This is a genomic window from Citrobacter sp. T1.2D-1 (assembly GCF_950098555.1).
Lineage (GTDB): Bacteria > Pseudomonadota > Gammaproteobacteria > Enterobacterales > Enterobacteriaceae > Citrobacter_A > Citrobacter_A telavivensis.
The window spans coordinates 279,158-302,367 of sequence record NZ_CATNHH010000012.1; the positions used below are offsets into that span (position 1 = coordinate 279,158).

General features: G+C 50.4%; 23 protein-coding genes. 9 read left to right on the top strand and 14 right to left on the bottom strand.

What is annotated here, in order from left to right; genetic code table 11:
* The first annotated feature begins 47 nt into the window (after positions 1–47).
* Complete coding sequence (locus QQZ17_RS12715; RefSeq protein WP_152400595.1) at positions 48–1,388, top strand: MFS transporter; 1,341 nt, start codon at positions 48–50, stop codon at positions 1,386–1,388.
* 46 nt (positions 1,389–1,434) lie between these two features.
* Positions 1,435–1,911: a tRNA (uridine(34)/cytosine(34)/5-carboxymethylaminomethyluridine(34)-2'-O)-methyltransferase TrmL gene (gene trmL, locus QQZ17_RS12720; protein WP_152400598.1), complete on the top strand. Its 477-nt coding sequence runs from the start codon at positions 1,435–1,437 to the stop codon at positions 1,909–1,911.
* A gap of 78 nt (positions 1,912–1,989) precedes the next feature.
* Here the strand turns inward: trmL and cysE are convergent, their stop codons facing one another.
* From cysE to QQZ17_RS12745, 5 genes are all read right to left on the bottom strand, one after another.
* The gene (cysE, locus tag QQZ17_RS12725; RefSeq protein ID WP_152400600.1) at positions 1,990–2,811 is read right to left on the bottom strand and encodes a serine O-acetyltransferase; all 822 of its coding nucleotides are present in this window, start codon (positions 2,809–2,811) and stop codon (positions 1,990–1,992) included.
* Between the two features lie 78 nt (positions 2,812–2,889).
* Positions 2,890–3,909: an NAD(P)H-dependent glycerol-3-phosphate dehydrogenase gene (gene gpsA, locus QQZ17_RS12730; protein WP_152400602.1), complete on the bottom strand. Its 1,020-nt coding sequence runs from the start codon at positions 3,907–3,909 to the stop codon at positions 2,890–2,892.
* Positions 3,909–4,376, bottom strand: a complete 468-nt coding sequence (secB, locus tag QQZ17_RS12735; RefSeq protein WP_042323288.1) for a protein-export chaperone SecB — start codon at positions 4,374–4,376, stop codon at positions 3,909–3,911. The genes gpsA and secB overlap by 1 nt, the downstream gene beginning before the upstream one ends.
* A 62-nt stretch (positions 4,377–4,438) precedes the next feature.
* Positions 4,439–4,690, bottom strand: coding sequence for a glutaredoxin 3 (grxC, locus tag QQZ17_RS12740; protein ID WP_152400605.1), 252 nt, complete (start codon positions 4,688–4,690; stop codon positions 4,439–4,441).
* Between the two features lie 76 nt (positions 4,691–4,766).
* A complete protein-coding gene (locus tag QQZ17_RS12745; RefSeq protein ID WP_046492084.1) occupies positions 4,767–5,198 on the bottom strand; it encodes a rhodanese-like domain-containing protein in 432 nt (143 codons plus the stop codon).
* Between the two features lie 246 nt (positions 5,199–5,444).
* Here QQZ17_RS12745 and gpmM point away from each other — a divergent pair, with 246 nt between their 5' ends.
* The 3 genes from gpmM to QQZ17_RS12760 are packed head-to-tail and all read left to right on the top strand — an operon-like array spanning position 5,445 to position 9,245.
* Positions 5,445–6,989 (top strand): 2,3-bisphosphoglycerate-independent phosphoglycerate mutase, encoded by a 1,545-nt coding sequence (gene gpmM / locus QQZ17_RS12750; RefSeq protein ID WP_152400607.1) that lies wholly within the window; start codon positions 5,445–5,447, stop codon positions 6,987–6,989.
* A 9-nt stretch (positions 6,990–6,998) separates the two neighbouring features.
* A complete protein-coding gene (envC, locus tag QQZ17_RS12755; RefSeq protein WP_152400609.1) occupies positions 6,999–8,282 on the top strand; it encodes a murein hydrolase activator EnvC in 1,284 nt (427 codons plus the stop codon).
* Between the two features lie 3 nt (positions 8,283–8,285).
* On the top strand, positions 8,286–9,245 hold the full coding sequence (locus QQZ17_RS12760; protein ID WP_152400611.1) for a divergent polysaccharide deacetylase family protein: 960 nt from the start codon (positions 8,286–8,288) through the stop codon (positions 9,243–9,245).
* Here the strand turns inward: QQZ17_RS12760 and QQZ17_RS12765 are convergent.
* The 3 genes from QQZ17_RS12765 to kbl form a co-directional block, all read right to left on the bottom strand.
* Entirely contained in the window at positions 9,232–10,266 is a 1,035-nt protein-coding gene (locus QQZ17_RS12765; RefSeq protein WP_152400613.1) for a glycosyltransferase, read from the bottom strand. The genes QQZ17_RS12760 and QQZ17_RS12765 overlap by 14 nt on opposite strands.
* A gap of 236 nt (positions 10,267–10,502) precedes the next feature.
* Positions 10,503–11,528 carry an L-threonine 3-dehydrogenase gene (gene tdh, locus QQZ17_RS12770; protein WP_042323301.1) on the bottom strand — a complete coding sequence of 342 codons (1,026 nt, stop codon included), beginning with the start codon at positions 11,526–11,528 and terminating at the stop codon, positions 10,503–10,505.
* Between the two features lie 9 nt (positions 11,529–11,537).
* Positions 11,538–12,734, bottom strand: coding sequence for a glycine C-acetyltransferase (kbl, locus tag QQZ17_RS12775; RefSeq protein ID WP_152400615.1), 1,197 nt, complete (start codon positions 12,732–12,734; stop codon positions 11,538–11,540).
* A 215-nt stretch (positions 12,735–12,949) separates the two neighbouring features.
* On the opposite strand from kbl, the gene rfaD reads away from it, so the two are divergent.
* Genes rfaD through QQZ17_RS12795 form a run of 4 tightly spaced genes read left to right on the top strand, consistent with a single transcriptional unit; the run spans position 12,950 to position 17,180 of the window.
* Positions 12,950–13,882, top strand: coding sequence for an ADP-glyceromanno-heptose 6-epimerase (rfaD, locus tag QQZ17_RS12780; RefSeq protein WP_152400618.1), 933 nt, complete (start codon positions 12,950–12,952; stop codon positions 13,880–13,882).
* Positions 13,883–13,884: 2 nt separating this feature from the next.
* On the top strand, positions 13,885–14,931 hold the full coding sequence (gene rfaF / locus QQZ17_RS12785) for an ADP-heptose--LPS heptosyltransferase RfaF (protein WP_152400620.1): 1,047 nt from the start codon (positions 13,885–13,887) through the stop codon (positions 14,929–14,931).
* Between the two features lie 3 nt (positions 14,932–14,934).
* Positions 14,935–15,897, top strand: coding sequence for a lipopolysaccharide heptosyltransferase RfaC (gene rfaC, locus QQZ17_RS12790; protein ID WP_152400622.1), 963 nt, complete (start codon positions 14,935–14,937; stop codon positions 15,895–15,897).
* Positions 15,898–15,908: 11 nt separating this feature from the next.
* Positions 15,909–17,180, top strand: a complete 1,272-nt coding sequence (locus QQZ17_RS12795) for an O-antigen ligase family protein (RefSeq protein WP_152400624.1) — start codon at positions 15,909–15,911, stop codon at positions 17,178–17,180.
* 26 nt (positions 17,181–17,206) lie between these two features.
* Here QQZ17_RS12795 and QQZ17_RS12800 read toward each other — a convergent pair whose 3' ends face one another.
* The 6 genes from QQZ17_RS12800 to waaB form a co-directional block, all read right to left on the bottom strand.
* Entirely contained in the window at positions 17,207–18,283 is a 1,077-nt protein-coding gene (locus QQZ17_RS12800) for a glycosyltransferase family 9 protein (protein WP_152400626.1), read from the bottom strand.
* A gap of 36 nt (positions 18,284–18,319) precedes the next feature.
* On the bottom strand, positions 18,320–19,174 hold the full coding sequence (gene waaZ / locus QQZ17_RS12805; RefSeq protein WP_152400629.1) for a 3-deoxy-D-manno-oct-2-ulosonate III transferase WaaZ: 855 nt from the start codon (positions 19,172–19,174) through the stop codon (positions 18,320–18,322).
* Between the two features lie 180 nt (positions 19,175–19,354).
* Positions 19,355–20,053: a lipopolysaccharide core heptose(II) kinase RfaY gene (rfaY, locus tag QQZ17_RS12810; protein WP_152400631.1), complete on the bottom strand. Its 699-nt coding sequence runs from the start codon at positions 20,051–20,053 to the stop codon at positions 19,355–19,357.
* A gap of 13 nt (positions 20,054–20,066) precedes the next feature.
* Entirely contained in the window at positions 20,067–21,083 is a 1,017-nt protein-coding gene (locus QQZ17_RS12815) for a glycosyltransferase family 8 protein (protein ID WP_152400633.1), read from the bottom strand.
* A gap of 20 nt (positions 21,084–21,103) precedes the next feature.
* Positions 21,104–22,117, bottom strand: a complete 1,014-nt coding sequence (gene waaO, locus QQZ17_RS12820; RefSeq protein WP_152400635.1) for a lipopolysaccharide 3-alpha-galactosyltransferase — start codon at positions 22,115–22,117, stop codon at positions 21,104–21,106.
* A gap of 5 nt (positions 22,118–22,122) precedes the next feature.
* A complete protein-coding gene (gene waaB, locus QQZ17_RS12825; RefSeq protein ID WP_152400637.1) occupies positions 22,123–23,202 on the bottom strand; it encodes a lipopolysaccharide 1,6-galactosyltransferase in 1,080 nt (359 codons plus the stop codon).
* Between the last annotated feature and the right edge of the window lie 8 nt (positions 23,203–23,210).

Genomic DNA, 23,210 nt, shown 5'->3' on the forward strand with positions numbered 1-23,210 from the left:
AATACAAGAACAACACAACATCGACAATCATAACGGGCGAGGGCGACATGGTTTATACCGGAAAAGTGAATATCCAGCAGGCGATAGATGACAGTCCTTTTTCGCGCTTTCACTGGGTCATTATTGTCCTGGGTTTCCTCATTCTGGCCATTGACGGCTTCGATACGGCGGCGATGGGCTATATTGCCCCCACGCTCTCAGCCGACTGGGGCATCAGAAAACAGGATCTTGGGCCAGTATTAAGTGCTGCACTGTTGGGACTCTCATTTGGCGCACTGCTGGCCGGGCCAGTTTCGGATCGTATGGGTCGTAAGCGCGTGCTGGTCTTTTCCTGCCTGTTCTTTGGTCTCGCCAGTCTGGGAACGGCGTATGCCCAGACGCTGAATATGTTAACGTTCTGGCGGTTTCTCACCGGGCTCGGGCTGGGTGCAGCAATGCCTAACGCCATCACTCTGGTTTCAGAATTTGCGCCTAAGCGCTGCCGCTCAATGGCCATTAACACCATGTACTGCGGCTTTCCTCTTGGCGCAGCAGGAGGTGGAGTGATCTCCTCCTGGCTCATTCCTAACTACGGCTGGCACAGTGTACTGCTTGCCGGTGCGATCGCACCGCTGGTGCTCACCGTGCTGTTGGTACTGTTTCTGCCAGAATCGGTGAAGTATCTCGTTCACCGTGGCAAAGAGGTTTCACACGTCAAACGTATTGCCCAACGTTTTATGTCGGGGAATCTGGAGCAGGTTACCCAGTTTTATCTGGATGAAGAGCGCATCGCGACCCAAAAAGGGAGCGTGGCGCAACTCTTCAGCATGCCGTGGTTGCCGGGCACGCTGATGCTCTGGATGACCTACTTTATGGGGCTGGTTATCTATTATGTGCTGCTCAGCTGGATGCCAACATTGATGCTGGGAATGGGTTATCCACTGGCGGAATCCGCCTGGCTGACGTCGCTGTTCACGTTCGGCGGTACGGCGGGGATCCTGCTGGCTGGGTGGCTGATGGATCGTTGGGAAGCACACAAAGTGGTCTCTCTCGGTTTTGTCCTGACGATGCTGTTTGCCCTCGCGCTTGGGTTTGAAAACAACCACATCGTCCTGTTCGGGGCATTAATCTTCCTGATGGGAATTACCATGAACGGCGCGCAATCTGGGCTCCAGACGCTGGCCGCCACGTTTTATCCAACCCACTGCCGCGCGACGGGCATTGCCTGGATGCAGGGCGTGGGCCGCTTTGGCGGTGTTGCCGGGACCATGATGAGCGCCCAGTTGCTTTCCCTGCAATGGCAGGCTGACAGTATACTGATGTTCCTCAGTCTTCCGGCGCTGGTCGCTGCTGCCGCGACGATTTATAAGCTGCAACGCTATAAACCGCACCGTCTGACCGTCGCATAGTACCTGCCCTTTCTGCTATTCTGCCCCCCGTTATTAAGGGGGCAGTATGCTTAACATCGTTTTATTTGAACCAGAAATCCCGCCGAACACGGGCAATATTATTCGCCTTTGCGCCAATACCGGTTTTCGTCTGCATATCATTGAGCCGATGGGCTTTACGTGGGACGACAAGCGCCTGCGCCGCGCCGGTCTGGATTATCACGAGTTCGCTGCCGTCCAGCGCCACCACGATTATGACGCCTTTGTCGGCGCAGAAAATCCGCAGCGCCTGTTTGCCCTCACCACGAAAGGAACGCCGGCGCACAGCGCGGTGAGCTATCAGGATGGCGATTACCTGATGTTTGGTCCGGAAACGCGCGGCCTGCCAGCCAGCATTCTCGATGCTCTGCCCGCTGAACAAAAAATCCGTATTCCGATGATGCCGGACAGTCGCAGTATGAACCTGTCAAATGCGGTGTCGGTGGTGGTGTATGAGGCGTGGCGCCAGTTGGGATATCCTGGTGCCGTATTGCGCACACTTTGAATTGTCGGATGGCGGCTGTCGCCTTATCCGACCTACGGTTTTATAGGCCCGGTAAGCACAGCGCCACCGGGCAAGAGGTCAGATACCGTCGCCGTATTCGAAAGTATGGTGAATCCCGTTGAAGTGCTGATCCATATCCATTGACGGCTTATCGCTGTCTGGCTTGCCGACGATGCGCGCCGGAACGCCAGCGGCGGTGGTGTGCGGCGGAACGGGCTGTAACACCACGGAACCGGCACCAATTTTCGCCCCACGCCCGACTTCGATATTGCCGAGGATCTTCGCCCCCGCGCCAATCATCACACCTTCACGAATTTTAGGATGGCGATCGCCGCTGGTTTTACCAGTACCGCCGAGGGTGACCGATTGCAGGATCGACACGTCATCTTCGATCACCGCTGTCTCACCGACCACGATGCCGGTGGCATGGTCGAGCATGATCCCACGGCCAATTTTCGCCGCCGGGTGAATATCCACCTGGAACGTCACGGAGACCTGGTTTTGCAGGAAGATTGCCAGTGCGCGACGGCCTTCATTCCATAGCCAGTGACCAATGCGGTAGGCCTGCAAGGCATGAAAACCTTTCAGGTACAAAAGCGGGGTGGAGTATTTGTCGACTGCCGGGTCACGCGTGCGGACTGCCTGAATATCACAGGCTGCCGAGGCGATCATTTCCGGGTCTGCCGCGTACGCTTCTTCGACCACTTCACGAATTGCAATAGCGGGCATAATGGGCGATGCCAGTTTGTTCGCCAGCATATAGCTCAGCGCACTGCCCAGATTCTCATGCTTGAGTAGCGTTGCGTGGTAAAAACTGGCCAGCATAGGCTCACAGTCTGCCAGAGCGCGGGCTTCGGCTTTTATATTTTTCCAGACGATATCCAGTTCTTCACACGGCATTGCGGGCTCCAGGTAATGAGGCTAACGACCGGCCCGTTCTTCGCGGGCCGGGTCGTTTTTAAAAACGGATCCTTGAGACTAGTGGCTGCTACGCTCATCCTTGCGTGCACGACCTAATAACGTCAATGCTGCCTCGCGCGCGTTTTTTCCGCAATATAATACTTGATAAATTTCCTCGGTTATTGGCATTTCGACACCAAAACGGTGCGCCAACTCGCGAACTTCTTTCGTATTGCGGTAGCCTTCAACCACCTGTCCAATCTTGTCCTGCGCGCCTTGTACATCCATGCCCTGACCGAGCATCATGCCAAAACGACGGTTTCGCGACTGGTTGTCGGTACAGGTCAGCACCAGATCGCCTAATCCGGCCATCCCCATAAAAGTTGCCGGATCGGCACCCAGCGCCGTGCCCAGACGTGACATTTCCGCCAAACCGCGAGTAATCAGTGCGGTACGAGCATTAGCACCAAAACCAATGCCATCAGACATTCCCGCGCCAATCGCAATCACGTTCTTCACCGCACCACCCAACTGGACGCCGATGAAATCCGGGTTGCTGTAAACACGGAAGCTCTTGCCACAGTGCAGCAGTTGCTGCAAATCGTCAGCAAAGGTGTCGTCAGTAGAGGCCAGAGAGATAGCCGTCGGCATTCCTGCCGCCAGTTCTTTTGCGAACGTCGGGCCGGAAATTACCGCCAGCGGGATTTGATCGCCCAGCGCTTCACGGGCAACGTCCTGCAACAGGCGTCCCGTTTCCGCTTCCAGCCCTTTGGTCGCCCATACCAGACGCGCGTCAGGACGCAGCAGTGGTTTAATCTGTCGTAGCACTTCGCCAAAGACATGGCTTGGCACTACCACCAGAATATCGCGACTGGCCGCCAGCGCAGTGGCTAAGTCACTTTCGAGGCGCAGCGTATCGGGAAAAGGCACATCCGGGAGGAACGCGACATTGCAGCGATCGTGCTCAAGGGTCGCGATATGTTTAGGATCGTGGCCCCACAGGACAACCTGATGGCCATTTCTTGCCAGAGTGATGGCAAGAGCGGTGCCGTACGAGCCGGCACCGATCACAGTCATTGAAGCATTACTTTGGTTCATCAGGCATCCTGATGTTCTTCAGTACCTTCGCCAGACTGCTGCTGTAAATAGTTCATGAACAGCGCATCAAAGTTAACCGGCGCAAGGTTCAGTTGCGGGAATGTACCACGTGAAACCAGGCTGGTGATGCATTCGCGGGCATACGGGAACAGGATGTTCGGGCAGTATGCGCCCAGGCAATGCGCCATCTGGGTGCCTTCGATTCCGCTGATAGAGAAGATACCGCCTTGCTGAACTTCGCACAGGAACGCCGTTTCTTCACCCAGGGAAGCCGTTACGGTAACACGCAGCACCACTTCGTATACGTCGTCTGCCAGTTGGGTAGATGCCGTATCCAGATCAAGTTTAACCTCTGGCTGCCAATCTTTCTGGAAAACATGCGGCGCATTTGGCGCTTCAAAAGAGACATCTTTGGTGTAAATACGCTGGATCTGGAAAGCCATTTCGGTGTTGTTTTGTTCTGACATGTGTAGAAAACCCTTTAGTGTTGTCCTTAAATACCGCTTGATGCCAATAACATGGCCCAGCGTTAGCTCAGCAGGGGATCAAGTCCACCACGCGCATCCAACGCATACAAGTCGTCACAGCCACCAATGTGCTGTGCATCAATAAAAATCTGCGGAACCGTCGTACGACCACTGCGCTTGATCATCTCTTCACGCTTTACGGCATCGCCGTCGATCGGAAGTTCCTGGAAGCTCACACCCTTGCTGCTCAACAGCGCTTTCGCACGATGGCAAAACGGGCAGGTTGCTTTGGTGTAGATCTCGATGTTGGCCATACTTATCTCCAATTTCATTTTACTCTGGGGATTTCATATTGCAGGCAGCCCTGCCCCGTGAAAGACGACGGGTAAATTACTTACCGCGAACCAGCGGCAGGTTCTCGCCACTCCAGCCCGCAACGCCTTCTTTCAGCACAGACACTTTCTCAAAGCCCGCTTTGAGCAGCGCGTTTGCCGCTTCCTGGCACTGCATGCCGGAACCATCGACCACGATAACCGGTTTGTCTTTGTGCTTTTCCAGCTCGCCCACGTTGTTCGCTTTGATTTCGCTTGGCAGCAGGTTAATTGAACCCGCGATATGGCCTTTGCGGAAATCATCACGCTGACGTAAATCCACGATAACGGCGTCTTCTTTGTTGATAAGACGCGTGGCTTCACCGCGAGTGATAACCTTTACTTTCGACGTCAGGCCTTTAAACGTGGTGAACAAAACCGCCACCAGTAACGCAATCCAGGCGATACTCAGTATGGGATGGCGACTAACAAATTGCATAATTTCTTGCATGGGGGGTAACAACTCCCGACTCAGTGATTAAAAAAACCAGGACAGGAGTATACCTGCGCGTTGGCGCAAATACAGCCAGCGCGTGCAATGGATTGCATTTTTGCGGGGCACTACGGAAAAAAAAGCGCAAATCCGTGCCATCCAGGAACTACCCTGCCCCATTCTTTGATCTTCTGAGGCTATTTTATCGATTCAGCTGTAGTAAAATTACGCAATTATTTTGTCTCTTGAGTGTGAGGTTTCGCAATGTCGGTTTCTAAAAAACCTATGGTACTGGTGATTCTGGATGGCTATGGCTACCGTGAAGAGAGCCAGGACAACGCCATTTTTAATGCCAAAACCCCGGTAATGGACGCGCTGTGGGCAAAACGCCCGCATACCCTGATCGATGCTTCCGGCCTGGAAGTCGGCCTGCCCGATCGTCAGATGGGTAACTCCGAAGTCGGTCACGTTAACCTAGGCGCGGGCCGCATCGTGTATCAGGACCTGACCCGTCTGGACGTTGAAATTAAAGAACGGACTTTCTTTGCTAATCCAACGCTGACCGCGGCTGTTGACCAGGCGAAAAATGCCGGTAAAGCCGTGCACATTATGGGCCTGCTCTCTGCTGGCGGCGTCCACAGCCACGAAGATCACATCATGGCGATGGTTGAACTGGCAGCAGAACGTGGCGCAGAAAAAATCTATCTGCACGCTTTCCTCGACGGTCGCGATACGCCGCCGCGCAGTGCAGAGTCCTCCCTGAGAAAATTTGAAGAGAAATTTGCCGGGCTGGGCAAAGGTCGCGTCGCCTCCATTGTGGGTCGTTACTACGCCATGGACCGTGACAACCGTTGGGATCGCGTGGAAAAAGCGTATGACCTGATGACGCTGGCGCAGGGTGAATTCCAGGCCAATACCGCCGTTGAAGGTTTGCAGGCTGCCTACGCCCGCGATGAAAACGATGAGTTCGTGAAAGCGACCGTGATCCGCGCGGAAGGTCAGGCTGACGCCGCCATGGAAGACGGTGATACCCTGATTTTCATGAACTTCCGTGCTGACCGCGCGCGTGAAATCACCCGTGCCTTTGTTAACGCTGACTTCGACGGTTTCGCACGTAAGAAAGTGGTTAACCTGAATTTCGTCATGCTGACCGAATACGCAGCCGACATCAAAACGGCCGTTGCTTATCCACCGGCTTCGCTGGCAAACACGTTTGGCGAGTGGATGGCGAAGAACGATAAAACGCAGTTGCGTATCTCCGAAACCGAAAAATACGCCCACGTCACCTTCTTCTTCAACGGCGGCGTCGAAGAACCGTTCACCGGTGAAGACCGCATCCTGATCAACTCACCGAAAGTGGCGACCTACGATCTGCAGCCGGAAATGAGCTCTGCAGAGTTGACCGAAAAACTGGTTGCGGCTATCGAGAGCGGAAAATACGACACCATCATCTGTAACTACCCGAACGGCGACATGGTCGGTCACACGGGTGTGATGGAAGCGGCGGTTAAAGCGGTTGAAGCGCTGGATCACTGTGTTGAGCAGGTGACGAAAGCGGTTGAGTCCGTTGGCGGTCAACTGCTGATCACCGCTGACCACGGCAATGCCGAGCAGATGCGCGATCCGGCAACCGGTCAGGCGCACACCGCGCACACTAACCTGCCGGTACCGCTGATTTATGTCGGCAACAAAAATGTGAAAGCGATGGAAGGCGGCAAACTTTCCGATATCGCCCCAACCATGTTGACACTGATGGGCATGGAAATCCCGCAAGAGATGACTGGTAAGCCGCTGTTCATCGTGGAATAATCCGTCCCCATGAGGGGAAAGACGATAAATAGCAAAAATGGGGCCATGAAGCCAAGACGGTTTTCAGTCAGGCCCCTGATTTACGCCAGCGTGGTGAGCGCTGGCGTATTGTTGTGCGCCTTTTCCGCCCACGCGGATGACCGCGATCAGCTTAAATCCATTCAGGCGGATATCGCCGCCAAAGAACGTGCGGTACGTCAACAACAGCAGCAGCGTTCAGGCCTGCTTGCGCAACTGAAGGCGCAGGAAGAGGCCATCTCTGCCGCCGCACGCCAGTTACGTGAAACGCAAAACACCCTCGCGCAACTGAACAAGCAAATCGATGAAATGAATGCGTCTATCGCGAAGCTGGAACGGCAGAAAGCCAATCAGGAGCGCAGCCTTGCCGCGCAACTGGACGCGGCGTTTCGCCAGGGTGAACACACCGGCATTCAGCTTATCCTCAGCGGTGAAGAGAGTCAGCGCGGCCAACGTTTGCAGGCCTACTTCGGTTATCTGAACCAGGCGCGCCAGGAGACGATCAACGAGCTGAAGCAGACTCGCGAAGAGGTCGCCGCCCAGCGTACTGAACTGGAAGAGAAGCAGAGTCAGCAACAGACCCTACTGTATGAACAGCGCGCCCAGCAGGCGAAGCTTGAGCAGGCGCGTAACGAACGTAAGAAAACCCTTGCCGGGCTGGAGTCCTCTATTCAGCAGGGTCAGCAACAGCTCAGTGAACTGCGCGCCAACGAATCCCGTTTGCGCAATAGCATTGCCCGAGCCGAGGCGGCCGCCAAAGCACGCGCCGAACGCGAAGCACGCGAGGCGGAAGCGGTACGTAATCGCCAGAAAGAGGCTACCCGCAAAGGCACCACTTACAAACCCACTGACAGTGAGAAATCGCTGATGTCGCGTACCGGCGGACTGGGTTCGCCACGCGGTCAGGCATTCTGGCCGGTTCGTGGTCCCACGCTGCATCGCTATGGCGAACAGCTGCAAGGTGAGCTACGTTGGAAAGGGATGGTTATCGGTGCGTCTGAAGGCACTGAAGTGAAAGCCATTGCCGATGGTCGTGTCATTCTGGCGGACTGGCTGCAGGGGTATGGGTTGGTTGTCGTCGTTGAACACGGCAAGGGCGATATGAGTCTTTATGGCTACAACCAGAGCGCGCTGGTCAGCGTCGGTACGCAGGTTCGCGCCGGTCAGCCAATTGCGCTGGTGGGTAGCAGCGGTGGTCAGGGCCGACCGTCGCTCTATTTCGAAATTCGTCGCCAGGGTCAGGCCGTCAATCCACAACCGTGGTTGGGAAGATAAGTTTTGCCTCAATTTCGCCGTACCGTTCTTTCATTCGCCAGCCTGCTGGCATTCGCATCCCCTGTTTTTGCTGGCAAACTCGCCATCGTCATTGACGATTTTGGCTATCGTCCACATTACGAAAATCAGGTTCTGGCGATGCCGGCCCCGATCTCCGTTGCCGTTTTGCCGAATGCACCTCATGCGCGCGAAATGGCGACCAAAGCGCACAACAGCGGTCATGAAGTGCTGATCCATCTGCCGATGGCGCCGCTGAGTAAACAGCCGCTGGAGAAGGACACGCTGCGCCCGGAGATGAGCAGCGACGAAATTGAACGGATCATCCGCGAGGCGGTTGGTAAAGTGCCTTACGCGGTGGGGCTCAACAACCACATGGGCAGCGCAATGACCTCCAGCCTGTTTGGTATGCAGAAAGTGATGCAGGCGCTGGAACGCTACGATCTCTATTTTCTCGACAGTATGACCATCGGCAACAGTCAGGCGATGCGTGCCGCATCCGGGACCGGCGTGAAGGTGATTAAGCGGAAAGTGTTTCTCGATGACACGCAAAACGAAGGAGACATTCGCCGCCAGTTTACCCGCGCGATTGATCTGGCTCGCCGCAATGGTTCTGCCATCGCAATAGGCCATCCTCATCCGTCGACGGTGCGTGTGTTACAGCAAATGGTGTATAACCTGCCAGCCGACATCACCCTTGTGCGCCCGAGCAGCCTGCTCAATGAGCCGCAGGTGGATACCTCCACGCCGAATCTGACACCGCCGAAAACCAATGATGCCCCGCGAAATCCGTTCCGCGGCGTGAAGTTGTGTAAACCGAAGAAACCGTTAGAACCGGTCTACACCAGTCGATTCTTCAGCGTGTTAAGCGAAAGCATCAGCCAGAGTACGCTGGTGAACTGGTTCCAGAATCAGTGGCAGGGTTGGGGAAAATCGCCCCGCGACAACACCGCTAACCCAGGTTAAGCGCTTTACGCGCGGTACGATGGTGCGAACGCGTTTTGTCGCGCCATTGGTACAATCGTACTGACCACAGTAACGTCTGATACGCGACTTTAGCGCTACGTACGTTCATCACCATACGTTTATACATCCCCGAGGTAAAAATCTCGGCAATCATTCGCTGACGCGTCAACGTATCCGGCTCTTTGCGCACGGAATGACAAACACGCAATGCTTCATACGTTATTTGTTGATGAAATTCAGGATAGATCGTAATCCGGTCGGCATAATTCCGGTTCAGCTTCTCTAATAAGCGGGTAATCTTAATGTAATGCCGCTGATAGTTCAGATTTTTATTACCCTGACGTTTCAGTCGGCTGACAGAATTATTATGCAGAAAATACTTATACAAAGATTCTTCGGTATAACGGGCACGCAGCGCGTTAAACATAAACTCCGTGGTCCACACAATATCCTGATGATGTAATCCGGAAATAAAGCGGATGTTATTCTTTTCAATCACATCCCGACGGTAAACGCCCATCCACACCACGTGAGTCCAGCGGCGGGAAGAGAGCGCCATACGCAACCAGTCCGGACCGGTTAATACGCCGGTTGAGCGAATACGGTCGGTTGGAATGGATTGCCAGGTCACGCCGGTATCCCGCTCGCTCCAGTCGGCGTTGCACTGCGCAACATCCAGATCGTCTTCCAGCGCCATCGTCATCAGCGTTTCGTACATGTGCGGATAGACGAGGTCATCCGCATCGACAAACGCGATATACTTGCCGGTGGCAACGTCCATCCCCCGGTTGCGGGCAACCGAAGCCCCGGCGTTCGCCTGGTGCAGCAGTCGTACATGGGGATAGTTTTCGGCGTAATACTTTGCTATATCAACAGAATTATCCGTTGACCCATCATTAACAATAATAATTTCCAGGGCAGTCCACGTTTGCGCGATGAGAGATTCCATGCAGGCTTTAAAATCATTACCCGCATTATATAACGGGATAATAACACTGAGTCTGTTTGTACTGTTCATCATAATAAATTACCGAATACCTTTGAAGTTATCTGCCTTTTTACAGCCTTTGTATTAAGAAACGATTAAGGCTGAAAATAATATTTGTAAAGGCTCCAGGAGACTTCAGCGTAGAGGCATCAGGTAAACAGCAATATAAGACTACGACGTGATTACGAATTATTTATGACAATGACAATTCTTTACAGCTTTCCAGATATTCCTCAGGAAATAAGGCCGGACATTCCGGCCTTTTCTGATTAATTCCAACTGAGAATGACTTTCCCGGACTGGCCTGAGCGCATTGCATCAAAGCCTTTCTGGAACTCATCAATCGAGAAGCGATGGGTGATAATGGGCGACAGATCCAGACCAGACTGTATCAGCGCAGCCATTTTGTACCAGGTTTCGAACATCTCGCGACCGTAAATGCCTTTAATGAACAGCCCTTTAAAGATCACTTTCGTCCAGTCGATAGACATGTCTGAGGGAGGAATGCCCAGCATGGCAATCCGGCCACCGTGGTTCATGGTGTCCAGCATCGCGCGGAAGGCTGGCGGCGCACCGGACATCTCCAGACCGACGTCAAACCCTTCGGTCATGCCCAGTTCTTCCATCACTTCGCTCAGGCTCTCTTTTGACACGTTAACCGCACGGGTGATACCCATCTTACGCGCCAGTTCAAGACGGTACTCGTTAACGTCGGTGATCACCACGTTGCGTGCGCCCACGTGCTTCGCAACCGCAGCCGCCATGATGCCAATCGGACCGGCACCCGACACCAGCACGTCTTCGCCGACCAGATCGAACGACAGCGCCGTGTGCACCGCATTGCCAAACGGGTCAAAGATGGAGGCCAGATCATCCGAGATATTGTCCGGAATTTTGAACGCGTTGAACGCCGGGATCACCAGATATTCTGCGAAACAGCCCGGACGGTTCACGCCTACGCCCGTGGTATTACGACACAGGTGGGTACGTCCGCCACGACAGTTACGGCAGTGTCCGCAGGTGATGTGACCTTCGCCAGATACGCGGTCGCCGATCTTAAAGCCTTTCACTTCCTGACCGATACCGACCACTTCGCCAACGTACTCATGGCCGACAACCATAGGAACCGGAATGGTTTTTTGCGACCACTCATCCCAGTTATAGATGTGAACGTCAGTGCCGCAGATGGCTGTTTTACGGATTTTAATCAGCAGATCGTTGTGGCCAACTTCCGGTTCCGGAACGTCGGTCATCCAGATGCCCTCTTCCGCTTTCAGTTTGGATAACGCTTTCATCTCACATCCTCAGGCAATAACGCCCAGTTGTTTACCAATGCGGGTGAAGGCTTCCACCGCGCGGGTGATTTGTTCCGGGGTGTGCGCCGCAGACATCTGAGTACGAATGCGCGCCTGACCTTTCGGAACAACCGGATAGAAGAATCCTGTGACGTAAATACCCTCTTTTTGCAGCTCGCGGGCAAATTCTTGTGCAATCACCGCGTCGCCCAGCATTACCGGGATAATCGCGTGATCGGCACCAGCCAGAGTGAACCCGGCGGCAGACATTTGCTCGCGGAACTGGCGCGCGTTTGCCCACAGGCGATCGCGCAATTCGCCGCCAGACTCGACCATCTCCAGCACTTTGATGGAAGCAGCGACAATCGCCGGGGCCAGCGAGTTGGAGAACAGATAGGGGCGAGAGCGCTGACGCAGCCACTCAACGACCTCTTTGCGCGCGGCAGTATAGCCACCAGAAGCCCCGCCAAGCGCTTTACCCAACGTCCCGGTGATGATGTCCACACGGCCCATCACATCGCAATATTCGTGGGAACCACGACCGTTCTCACCAACAAACCCTACCGCATGGGAGTCATCGACCATCACCAGCGCGTTGTATTTATCTGCCAGATCGCACACGCCCTTCAGGTTGGCTATCACACCATCCATTGAGAACACGCCGTCGGTGGCAATCAGCACATGACGAGCCCCGGCATCGCGCGCCTCTTGCAGACGAGCTTCCAGTTCCTGCATATCGTTGTTGGCATAACGCAAGCGCTTCGCTTTACACAGTCGCACGCCGTCAATGATAGAGGCATGGTTCAGCGCGTCAGAGATAATCGCATCTTCAGCACCCAGCAGCGTTTCGAACAGACCGCCATTGGCATCGAAACAGGAGGAGTAAAGAATGGCATCTTCCATGCCGAGGAATGCAGCCAGTTTTTGTTCCAGCTGTTTATGGCTGTCCTGAGTGCCACAGATAAAGCGCACCGACGCCATCCCAAATCCGTGAGAGTCCATACCGGCTTTCGCCGCGGCAATCAGCTCCGGATGGTTCGCCAGCCCCAGGTAGTTGTTGGCGCAGAAGTTAATGACGTGGCTACCATCCGCCACAGTGATATCTGCCTGCTGAGCAGATGTGATAATGCGCTCTTCTTTAAACAATCCTTCCGCACGGGCGGTTTGCAGATCGTTAGTTAACTGTTTGTAAAAATCCCCACGCATTGCGATTCTCCAGACTGGGCAAATTTCAGCACATCTTACCTAACCCTGGTCGCTGATACGAGATGACGCATTATCACTTCTTTAAAATGCAGGATAAATCACGCGTACCCACACGACCATTCGGTGAATGGCTGAAGCCAACGCTATGTAGTGATATGATAAGAGATATTCGTGTCTGAGATAGTCTCTGACTCCATAATTCATAGGTTACAGTTATGATCATCGTTACCGGCGGCGCGGGCTTTATCGGCAGCAACATCGTTAAGTCCCTGAATGATAAAGGCATCACCGATATTCTGGTGGTGGACAACCTGAAAGACGGCACCAAATTTGTTAACCTGGTGGATCTGAACATTGCCGACTACATGGATAAAGAAGATTTCTTAATCCAGATTATGGCGGGTGAAGAGTTCGGCGAGATCGAAGCGATTTTCCACGAAGGTGCCTGCTCTTCCACCACCGAGTGGGACGGTAAGTACATGATGGATAACAACTATCAGTACTCCAAAGAGCTGCTACACTACTGCCTGGAGCGCGAAATTCCGTTCCTGTATGCCTCTTCTGCGGCCACCTATGGCGGTCGTACTTCTGACTTCATTGAATCCCGCGAATATGAGAAGCCACTGAACGTCTACGGCTACTCAAAGTTCCTGTTTGACGAGTACGTGCGTCAGATCCTGCCAGAGGCCAATTCACAGATCGTGGGTTTCCGTTACTTCAACGTCTACGGACCGCGTGAAGGCCATAAAGGCAGCATGGCAAGCGTGGCTTTCCATCTCAATACGCAGCTCAACAATGGTGAAACGCCGAAGCTGTTCGAAGGTAGTGAAAACTTCAAGCGCGACTTCGTGTATGTTGGCGACGTAGCTGACGTTAACCTGTGGTTCTGGGAAAATGACGTCTCCGGCATCTTTAACCTGGGCACTGGCCGTGCTGAATCCTTCCAGGCCGTAGCCGATGCCGCGCTGGCGTACCATAAGAAAAGCGAGCTTGAGTACATTCCATTCCCGGAAAAACTGAAAGGTCGTTACCAGGCATTTACTCAGGCCGATCTGACCAACCTGCGCGCTGCGGGCTACGATAAGCCCTTCAAGACCGTTGCCGAAGGCGTAACGGAATATATGGTCTGGCTGAACCGCGACGCGTAAGTATGAAAATTTTGGTGGTAGGCCCGTCATGGGTGGGCGACATGATGATGTCGCAAAGTCTCTATCGCACGCTCAAGGCGCGCTATCCCCAGGCGGTAATCGACGTGATGGCACCGGCATGGTGCCGTCCGCTGTTATCGCGGATGCCGGAAGTCAACGAGGCGATTCCAATGCCGCTTGGACATGGGGCGCTGGAACTGGGCGAACGTCGCAAACTCGGTCACAGCCTGCGTGAAAAACGCTACGACCGTGCGTATGTACTGCCCAATTCGTTTAAATCCGCACTGATTCCTTTCTTTGCCGGTATCCCTCATCGTACGGGTTGGCGCGGCGAAATGCGCTACGGCCTGCTTAACGACGCGCGCGTACTGGATAAAGACGCATGGCCCTTAATGGTCGAACGCTATGTCGCGCTGGCCTACGACAAAGGCGTGATGCGCACGGCAAAAGATCTGCCGCAGCCGCTGCTATGGCCGCAACTCCAGGTGAGCGAAGGCGAGAAGTCGTTAACCTGCAGCGCGTTTTCGCTTTCTGACGAACGTCCAATGATCGGCTTTTGCCCCGGTGCAGAGTTCGGTCCGGCAAAACGCTGGCCGCACTACCACTATGCAGAGCTGGCAAAACAGCTCATTGATGAAGGCTATCAGATTGTGCTGTTTGGCTCGGCGAAAGATCATGAGGCCGGAAACGAAATTCAGGCAACGTTAAGTGACGAACAGCAGGCCTGGTGCCGTAATCTGGCAGGTGAAACACAACTGGAACAGGCGGTCATATTGATTGGCGCGTGTAAGGCCGTTGTCACCAATGATTCCGGCCTGATGCACGTCGCCGCGGCGCTGAACCGTCCGCTGGTCGCCCTCTATGGACCAAGCAGCCCGGATTTCACCCCTCCACTGTCACATAAAGCGCGCGTGATTCGCCTGATTACGGGCTATCACAAAGTGCGTAAAGGCGATGCCGCCGAGGGCTATCATCAGAGCCTGATCGACATTACACCTGCGCGCGTACTGGAAGAACTCAACAGCCTGTTACTGCAAGAGGAAGCCTGACGAATGCGGGTTCTGATCGTCAAAACATCCTCAATGGGTGATGTGCTACATACGCTGCCGGCACTCACGGATGCACAACAGGCCATCCCGGATATTCAGTTTGACTGGGTGGTTGAAGAAGGATTTGCGCAGATACCGTCCTGGCATGCCGCGGTGAACCGCGTCATCCCCGTGGCGATTCGCCGCTGGCGTAAAGCCTGGTTTTCAGCACCGATTAAAGCGGAGCGCAAAGCCTTTCGTGACGCCGTACAGGCCGAACGCTATGACGCGATCATCGACGCTCAGGGGCTGGTGAAAAGCGCGGCGCTGGTCACGCGTCTGGCGCATGGAACAAAACACGGCATGGACTGGCAAACCGCGCGTGAACCGCTGGCCAGTCTGTTCTATAATCGCCGCCATCACATCGCCAGACAACAGCATGCCGTAGAGCGTACGCGTGAACTGTTCGCGAAAAGCCTGGGCTATCAGAAACCGATGTCACAGGGCGATTACGCCATCGCGCAGCATTTCCTTACCTTCGGAAATACGGATGAACAGCCCTATGCGGTATTTTTGCATGCCACTACGCGCGATGATAAACACTGGCCGGAGTCGAACTGGCGAACGTTAATCAGTCTGTTGGCTGACAGTGGGATAAGCATTAAATTGCCCTGGGGTGCGCCTCATGAAGAAGCACGGGCGAAGAGGTTATCGGAAGGATTCGCTCACGTTGAGGTATTACCGCGAATGACGCTGGAAGGTGTCGCTCGAGTGCTGGCTGGGGCAAAATTTGTCGTTTCAGTCGATACGGGGTTAAGCCATCTGACCGCTGCACTCGATCGACCCAATATCACGTTGTACGGTCCTACGGATCCGGGGCTCATTGGTGGTTATGGGAAGAACCAGGTGGCGTGTCGCGCGCCAGGAAATCAATTAGCAACGCTAAGCGCTGATTCCGTCCGCGACGAGCTCACATCATTATTATAAAAGGTAAATGAATGCCAACCTTGAGTCTTATAAGTCCGTGGCGTCACTACGCCGCGAAGACGTCTTCAGCGCTGGAAATAACAACCTATTTGCTCTGCACCATCACGCTGATTGTTGCACTATTTGATAATACGCTGAGCATGAAGCTCTATAATGTCACCGCGATACTGGGTCTGTTGGCGCTACTGTTGCGCGGTAAGCCTGAAAGCTATTCAGTACAGTACTGGTTGCTGCCGCTCGCTATTTTTATCATCGGCGCGCTGGACGTTGCCTGGTATTCTGCCTTTAAGGTTGATCATTCTCCCTTTCGCGCGACGTACCACAGTTACCTGAACACCGCGAAGATCTTTCTTTTTGGCGCATTTCTTACCCTGCTGGCACTGACGTCCAGAATTCGCTTTAAGAAAGAATTACCGCTTTATATCCTGTATTCACTGTCATTTTTTATCGCGGGATATGCGTATTATATCAAAGCCACCACCGGCATAATTCGTCTTGATTTCGGCATTGGTTCGGCCACGGGCGCAGCCTACTCTATTATGTTTGTTGGCATTGTCAGCGGTATATCGATTCTCTATACCCAACGGAATCACCCGATATTATTCTTACTGAATGCTATCGCAGTATTCTACGCCCTGGCGCTCACCCAGACGCGCTCCGCGCTGCTGATCTTCCCGGTGATATGTGCGCTGTCGTTGGTTGCCGGGTATATCAAGTCGCCGAAAAAACTCTTCTTTTCAGTGATTGGCTTTTTCATCGCGCTGGTTGTGCTGGTTGCCCTGTTTAGCAAGCCGATTTATAACCGTTACCACGAAGGCGTCTCGGATCTGACGCGCTATAGCCAGGGCAATAGCAAGAGTTCCCTGGGCGCGCGACTGGCGATGTATGAAATTGGCTTCGACATCTTTAAAGAGGCTCCGCTTGCGGCAAGATCGGCCGATACACGGGCTCAGCGGATGACCGAACTCGCAAATGAAAATAAATATCTGCAAGGCGCGCTGGAGTTTTCGAATGTCCACTTACACAACGAGTTTATCGAAGCCGCTTCACTGAAAGGGATCACAGGGGTACTATCGACGCTGTTATTCTATGTCGCGTTGTTCTTTACGGTCTATTACCACCGTTCGCTGGGACTCTTTGCGCTAACGTTAGCGATCGTCGGGACTGGACTCAGTGATGTTATTCTCTGGTCTCGCAGTGTGCCCATCATCTTAATAACCGCGATCGTTTTAATGCTCTTCCTCAAGAAAAACCGCCAGCACGGCGATATTTCGCCACAATAAGTTGACCGTCAGAAGTGGCTATTCCCTCACTTCTGACGCGTTGACAGCAAATCTTCTACCGATTCAGCCAGAACGTCCAGGCTAATATCCTTCACCGTATACGTCGGAGAGATCACCTGTAAGGCATTGCAGTTATTCGGTGCCCAGACAAGATGTGAGGGGTAGGTCTCTTGTCGCGCATTCGGATAAAGTGCGAGCGTGGGAATTTCATATGCCGATGCAATATGGACCAGTGCGGTATCTACTGAGATCACGTACTGACTGAATTTTGTCAGGGCGACGGTATAAATGAATTCCTTAAAGGGGAGAGATTCAATACCCGGTAGTGGAATAGACCGAATATCTTCGGCCAGGCCGGTAAAGATAATCCTGTATTCCGGGTAATGTTCGCAAAGATGCGAATAAATCGTACTAATCTGCTCATCGGATAATCGACATATTTTTTTTGCGCCCAACGCATTGATAATAACTATTTTTGAGTCGCCGACAAATTTCTGAACGTCTTTTTCAACCGACTCCGGCAGGGGTAAATCATAACTGACATCAAATTCATTACGCTCATCGCCATAAAAATGACGCAGTATCTCACCTGCCCGCGTACACATATGCGCCGTTAACATCTCATCATGCGGATGATAAACGGTGTAGTAACGTTTATACCACTTATCAAAACCCAGGATATACGAGTGTCTGACACCAGACAACAACACGCTATGGCCAAATGAGGGCATGGTTTCAAAAGGGTCAAGTACGATGTCGAAAGACTCGCCGGAAAGTTGTTTACGTAATGCCAGTACATCACTGATGGCATTTGATTTTTTAATATAAAATTGATGTATTCTGCTATTACCGGAAAGAAATGCTTTTCCCGCTGCGGTGGTTAAAATTGACAGTTTGACACCACGATTAGACAGTTCGCGATACAGCGAACTCAAAACAATCAAATCGCCTAACTTGTTGTTATCATGGATTAGCAAGCAGGTCTGAATATTATCTGCATTAATTTTATTATTCTTTTTCCGGGTGAAGAAAAAAGACAAAAAATTAATCTTAAGTTTATTAATGCAGTATCTTTTTTTCTTATGAAAAGCACCTAAACCCATGCGAGTTACCACACTACAATAAATAAAAGGTTAACACTAACTGACATAAGAATCGGCACGATCGTGAAGATCGTGCGCGTTGTTCATGAAGCGCAGTTTGGATGACAACGTTGCGACGTCCGTTGCCTTGATATAAGGAATAATATCGTAGCTAATTGCGGTATCGTCAGACAGATTGTAGATACTAAAGTCATCAACATTCTCACACATAAACTGGAAAAACGGCAGAATTTTGACTAAATCCTTGCTCAATTCAGAAGGCATCGGGTTACGGCTTTCATCATAAAAACGCGCGCAACTCCCGGTGATATCTAACCCGGAGCAGATCGTGTTGTCATAACCTAATGAATACGCAATCTGCATCGCCGTATACGCCACGGTATGGCATGAGCAGTAACCTAAGCTGATATCCTTACTAAATCCAACCAGTCTTTTACGTTTAGAAACGGGCACTCGAATCAGTAACTTTTTATTCCATTTTGAAAGCATTTCCAGTTTCAGCTTCTTGAAAAAACCGCCTTTTTCACGCTTATAAAATGCACGTAAAATAAAACAATGAGCCCGCATATATTTCTTATCATCTTCCGTAGCGGCTTCATAAACATCCATATTGACGACAGTGAATTTGCTCGCCCGACTGAATTGATAAAAATCATGGCGTCTTTGTAGCAAAAAACGCGCATCTGTTAAGACATAAATGAAGGGAGTAATACTATTACTGAGCAAGTATTCCGCTGCGCCGTTAACGGTAATGACATCATTGTTCTGCAAAAGAGAAAGCGGAGTCCCTCGGGAGGTGGGTCCCGATAAGAAAATGATCGCGTTATCAGATGTTCTGCTGGCAATAAGTTGCTGAACACCTGCTCGAGTTATAAACTTAACATTACTCATATGAAACCTGTAGGCTTGTCATGCAACTTAAATCACGATGAATCTTTGAGGAAAGTGTTCATGGTTTATCTTTAGCGAGGATGAACAAAATAGAATGAACAAATTTGCTCACAAAATATACAAATCCATTCTTGCATTTAGAACGACCAAATGCAACGTTCTAAATATTCACATTGAAACTTAGCGCACACTTTTACCTTTTAGACGGCGCAGAAAGTTCCGCCACTTTTTCTTATACACCAGGAGATAAAAACCGAGGTCTTTTTTGTTATTTTCAATACCATAGTGACGTTCTAAATCAATACGATCTTTTGCCATTCGCTGTCGTGAAGGTCTTTTCCCGGACAGATCAATGATCCTTATCTCTTCATTTTGTAATATGAAGTTACCTTTATGTGGATCGCCTGAGACCATACCATGCCGATGTAACCCTTGAATGGACTGTTTTATCTTCTCTTTCACATCAGAAGAAATGACGGGCAGGTCAACCAGTTCAACACCCTCGATATACTCAATAATCATTATGTAAGTATGCACATAGCGCAGGGTCTTCACTTCGGCAAGCAGATAAAAGTCATTTAACGCGTCAAAACCTTCCTGTCGAACGCGATCGGTCTGATAAAAAAGCTTTTCGTAGTAATCCCCTTTTACCAGTGATTTAAAAAATCGCTCAGTATTTTTAACTTTAGGATGAAATACTTTCAGAATATATTTCCCATGGTCAGTATCGATTAACACGACCTTGGTATCCTCAATACTACGAAAGACTTTTAGTACCTTAAGATTATGTGTTAAAAAATCATTGAAAATATCAATGTATTTTTCACCACCTTGTTTTACGAATACAGTATAGTTTTTAATTTTTGTTTCAGTGATCATAAGTATAAAGGTATCATTTTGCTAAAAATTTACGATAGAGGTATGCAGCCCCCGCAATCATTCCACGCAGATAATGTTTTTGGACCAAAAGGTGTTTATATCTTTTTTTATATTCAACCAGCGTTCGCGCATCTTTGGCAGGAACATCTTTCCACGGTGACTTAATGAAAGCATTGGTATAATAAATTACAGAAGGGTAACTTGCCCAGGCATGCCAGGGCTTCGTCGCACCTGTAAAGTGAATCAACTTAGTATCAGCATGGATTATATCTAAATACTTCTCATGTGTTTTATCGCTTAACTCGCTTTTAATGGTATAAATTGTATTATATTCACGAGGCAAAAAATAAACTTTATCACGAAGTAATATATTCAGGACATCCTGATCGGGATATTTAAAAAATGTTGCACTCCCGTCTTTACCCGTTAGCAGGGATAATGCTTTTTCAGTTAATCGATTTTTAGCCCATTCCTGGAGGTTTATAAAAACAACACCGGAATTAAAATATCGTCCCTGAAGATTAAACGAGGGGAGTCTTTCATTTACCCTGGACTGAATAGAGTCAACGTCTTTTACTACTGCGGCGACATTATCATTAAGGTCAAGGGTCAGAAGAAGATCCAGAGGACCTTTGCAGATGACATCTGCATCAAGATACAATAATTTATCCAGTTTATGATACAGATAATCAAAAGCGAAAAGTCGGAAGTACATAGCTCTTGACCAGACCTGCGTTTTCGGCAATATCTCAAGGCATTTGACATTGATAAGATATAATGAAATTTTAATCTTATGTTCTTGCGCCAGCACCCCAATCTTATCAACGAAACTTTTTGTGTATTTGTCACAGATGATATGAAAATCAACATTAATATCATTATGAATTAACACCGAGGTAATAGACACCCCGACACCATCAAGATAGTTCTCATCGATTCCATAAGAGATATTTAATGTGTTACCATTATTATCATAGCGCTCATCAAAAACTTTATATTCTGCTATCTCTATTTCCGGAAAAGAGTCCACTGCGTCACCTATAATTATTTTTATTTAACAATTTTGCTTTTAAAATAAAGTGCATAATCAATCAGGCCAGCGAAGTACTGCTTCTGATTAAACATATGCTTTGCCGCATAACGTAACTGATGACTGTTTTTAGGTTTCAGCAATTCAACATCACACCAGGGTGATAATTTTTTCGCATTCAAAAAGCTCTGCGCAATAGGGTAGTTACCCCATTGATGCCAGGGCTTAGTCGGCCCAATATAATGAATGAATACCGTGTTTACATCCACGGGATTGACCACGTCATGCTTTAACTCGTAATTTATGCTGAATTGGGTGTTAAATTTTTTACCGACAAAACGCGCCTTGCCAACAAGCAACATATTCAGCACATCCTGATCCAGGTGAGTAATGCGCTGTACCACATCCGGATCGCGTAGCATCTCAATAGCCTTGCGAGAAATATCCTCAGCGGTCCAGATGGGGAGGTTAATCAGCAAAAAACCCGCATTAAAGTAGCCAGAAACCAGTCCCGGTGTTGCCAGACTGATTGAGCGCTTAGTCCACCACTCTGACTCACCCTCCGCAACCACGGCCGCAATTTCATGCTCAGCAAACTCGAGGTCAATCAACTCTTGTATACTTCCCTGACAGGCAATATCTGCATCCAGATACAGTACCTTATCCATTTTTCCCGCGAAGTGGTCAGCGATAATAAATCGGAAGTACGTTGCGTAAGACCAGTTTTTAGTACTCGGTAACGATTTCAATTGCTCGCAGTCAATGAGATACACCACGATTTGGGTGGCATATTGCTTTGCGAGTGCATTAAATCGAGCCTGTTCTTCATTGCTAAATGAATCTGTAAATACATGAAAAGCAAACGGCGTATTGGGGTTGGCAATCAGTATCGACGCGATGGAAACACCACAACCAAAAAGGAAGTTCTTATCAATGCCATAGGCAATATTAAACTTATCAACATCACTATGTTCTGCATAGTTATAATCTAAAGTCTTCTGAATGACTTTTTCTTCAAAATATTTTTGAGTCATAGTGATCACTTATTGATTTTCGAAAATATCGCACTTCTTAAATGTTGGAAATAGACTTCATTATAGAAGTTATCTATCGTCTCAGGGATCAGATTACTATCATACTTCATCTGACCAGAGAGGATTTGGTTGAGTAGGTGGATAAACTGTTTGAGATCGCTCGGCGGATACAAATCGCCATTAATACCCGGTTTGATCATATCCCGGGGGCCAGACATACAGTCTGAACTGATGCACGGGATACCATACGACATGGCTTCCAGCAGGGTCATCGGGAAGCCTTCGAATGACGATGTCAGCAACAGTGCCGTGACGTTCTTTACCTTGTTTTGCACAACATCCCAGGGAGAGACCTGCCAACCATGCCAGGTAATACGATTGTCAATCCCCAGTTCTCGCCCATAGGCCTGACATTTTTCAAAATCTGAGCCGTCACCAACCACATGCAACCGCCATTCGCCTTCCGCATGGGATAATCCATCCAGCAGGTCCTTAACTCTTTTTTGCCCCTCAAACTTCATCCTTCCGACATACAGAAAGACGGCGGGCTGGCCTTCTTCTGGTTGTGGAATAATCTCTGATTTTCTGGATACGGGATTATAAACAACGGTAATGTTCTTTTGATCAATACCCCGCGCAATCATCTGTTGTTTGATACCGCTACTGATTGCCAGATGATAATCAGCCGAGCTAACACATTCGGCGTGTTTTTTATGATCCAGCGAAAAATGCGGCCAGGAGAATATCGTGAAATTCTGGCCTGATTTCTTCCGTGCTTTACTGGCAAACAGGCAGGACAGCACATCAATACAGATAACAACATCGGGTTCTGTTTTCTTTAACCAGCGGCTAAACGTATGGATATGCTTTGCCCGACGCAAAAAGCCCAGACGGATAGTGGATAACGAACATGAATAGTTAATATCGCTTAACCATGCCTTATCCATTTTGTCATGTCGACAAAAGAAGAACATCTCACACTGGATTGCAGAATGTTCGGCCTGAAAGTTATTGATAACATTCCGGATAACCGTTTCCATTCCACCAAAGCCGGAAACGGATTCACCTACAAATAAAATTTTCATATAGATAA

Excerpts from the sequence above, each read along its gene's own strand:
- waaB (WP_152400637.1), bottom strand. The coding sequence starts at position 23,202 with ATGAAAATTTTATTTGTAGGTGAATCCGTTTCCGGCTTTGGTGGAATG.
- tdh (WP_042323301.1), bottom strand. The coding sequence starts at position 11,528 with ATGAAAGCGTTATCCAAACTGAAAGCGGAAGAGGGCATCTGGATGACC.
- trmL (WP_152400598.1), top strand. The coding sequence starts at position 1,435 with ATGCTTAACATCGTTTTATTTGAACCAGAAATCCCGCCGAACACGGGC.
- rfaF (WP_152400620.1), top strand. The coding sequence starts at position 13,885 with ATGAAAATTTTGGTGGTAGGCCCGTCATGGGTGGGCGACATGATGATG.
- rfaD (WP_152400618.1), top strand. The coding sequence starts at position 12,950 with ATGATCATCGTTACCGGCGGCGCGGGCTTTATCGGCAGCAACATCGTT.
- waaO (WP_152400635.1), bottom strand. The coding sequence starts at position 22,117 with ATGACTCAAAAATATTTTGAAGAAAAAGTCATTCAGAAGACTTTAGAT.
- QQZ17_RS12765 (WP_152400613.1), bottom strand. The coding sequence starts at position 10,266 with ATGATGAACAGTACAAACAGACTCAGTGTTATTATCCCGTTATATAAT.
- QQZ17_RS12745 (WP_046492084.1), bottom strand. The coding sequence starts at position 5,198 with ATGCAAGAAATTATGCAATTTGTTAGTCGCCATCCCATACTGAGTATC.
- rfaC (WP_152400622.1), top strand. The coding sequence starts at position 14,935 with ATGCGGGTTCTGATCGTCAAAACATCCTCAATGGGTGATGTGCTACAT.
- cysE (WP_152400600.1), bottom strand. The coding sequence starts at position 2,811 with ATGCCGTGTGAAGAACTGGATATCGTCTGGAAAAATATAAAAGCCGAA.
- QQZ17_RS12795 (WP_152400624.1), top strand. The coding sequence starts at position 15,909 with ATGCCAACCTTGAGTCTTATAAGTCCGTGGCGTCACTACGCCGCGAAG.
- envC (WP_152400609.1), top strand. The coding sequence starts at position 6,999 with ATGAGGGGAAAGACGATAAATAGCAAAAATGGGGCCATGAAGCCAAGA.
- gpsA (WP_152400602.1), bottom strand. The coding sequence starts at position 3,909 with ATGAACCAAAGTAATGCTTCAATGACTGTGATCGGTGCCGGCTCGTAC.
- QQZ17_RS12800 (WP_152400626.1), bottom strand. The coding sequence starts at position 18,283 with ATGGGTTTAGGTGCTTTTCATAAGAAAAAAAGATACTGCATTAATAAA.
- kbl (WP_152400615.1), bottom strand. The coding sequence starts at position 12,734 with ATGCGTGGGGATTTTTACAAACAGTTAACTAACGATCTGCAAACCGCC.
- gpmM (WP_152400607.1), top strand. The coding sequence starts at position 5,445 with ATGTCGGTTTCTAAAAAACCTATGGTACTGGTGATTCTGGATGGCTAT.
- grxC (WP_152400605.1), bottom strand. The coding sequence starts at position 4,690 with ATGGCCAACATCGAGATCTACACCAAAGCAACCTGCCCGTTTTGCCAT.
- secB (WP_042323288.1), bottom strand. The coding sequence starts at position 4,376 with ATGTCAGAACAAAACAACACCGAAATGGCTTTCCAGATCCAGCGTATT.
- rfaY (WP_152400631.1), bottom strand. The coding sequence starts at position 20,053 with ATGATCACTGAAACAAAAATTAAAAACTATACTGTATTCGTAAAACAA.
- QQZ17_RS12715 (WP_152400595.1), top strand. The coding sequence starts at position 48 with ATGGTTTATACCGGAAAAGTGAATATCCAGCAGGCGATAGATGACAGT.
- waaZ (WP_152400629.1), bottom strand. The coding sequence starts at position 19,174 with ATGAGTAATGTTAAGTTTATAACTCGAGCAGGTGTTCAGCAACTTATT.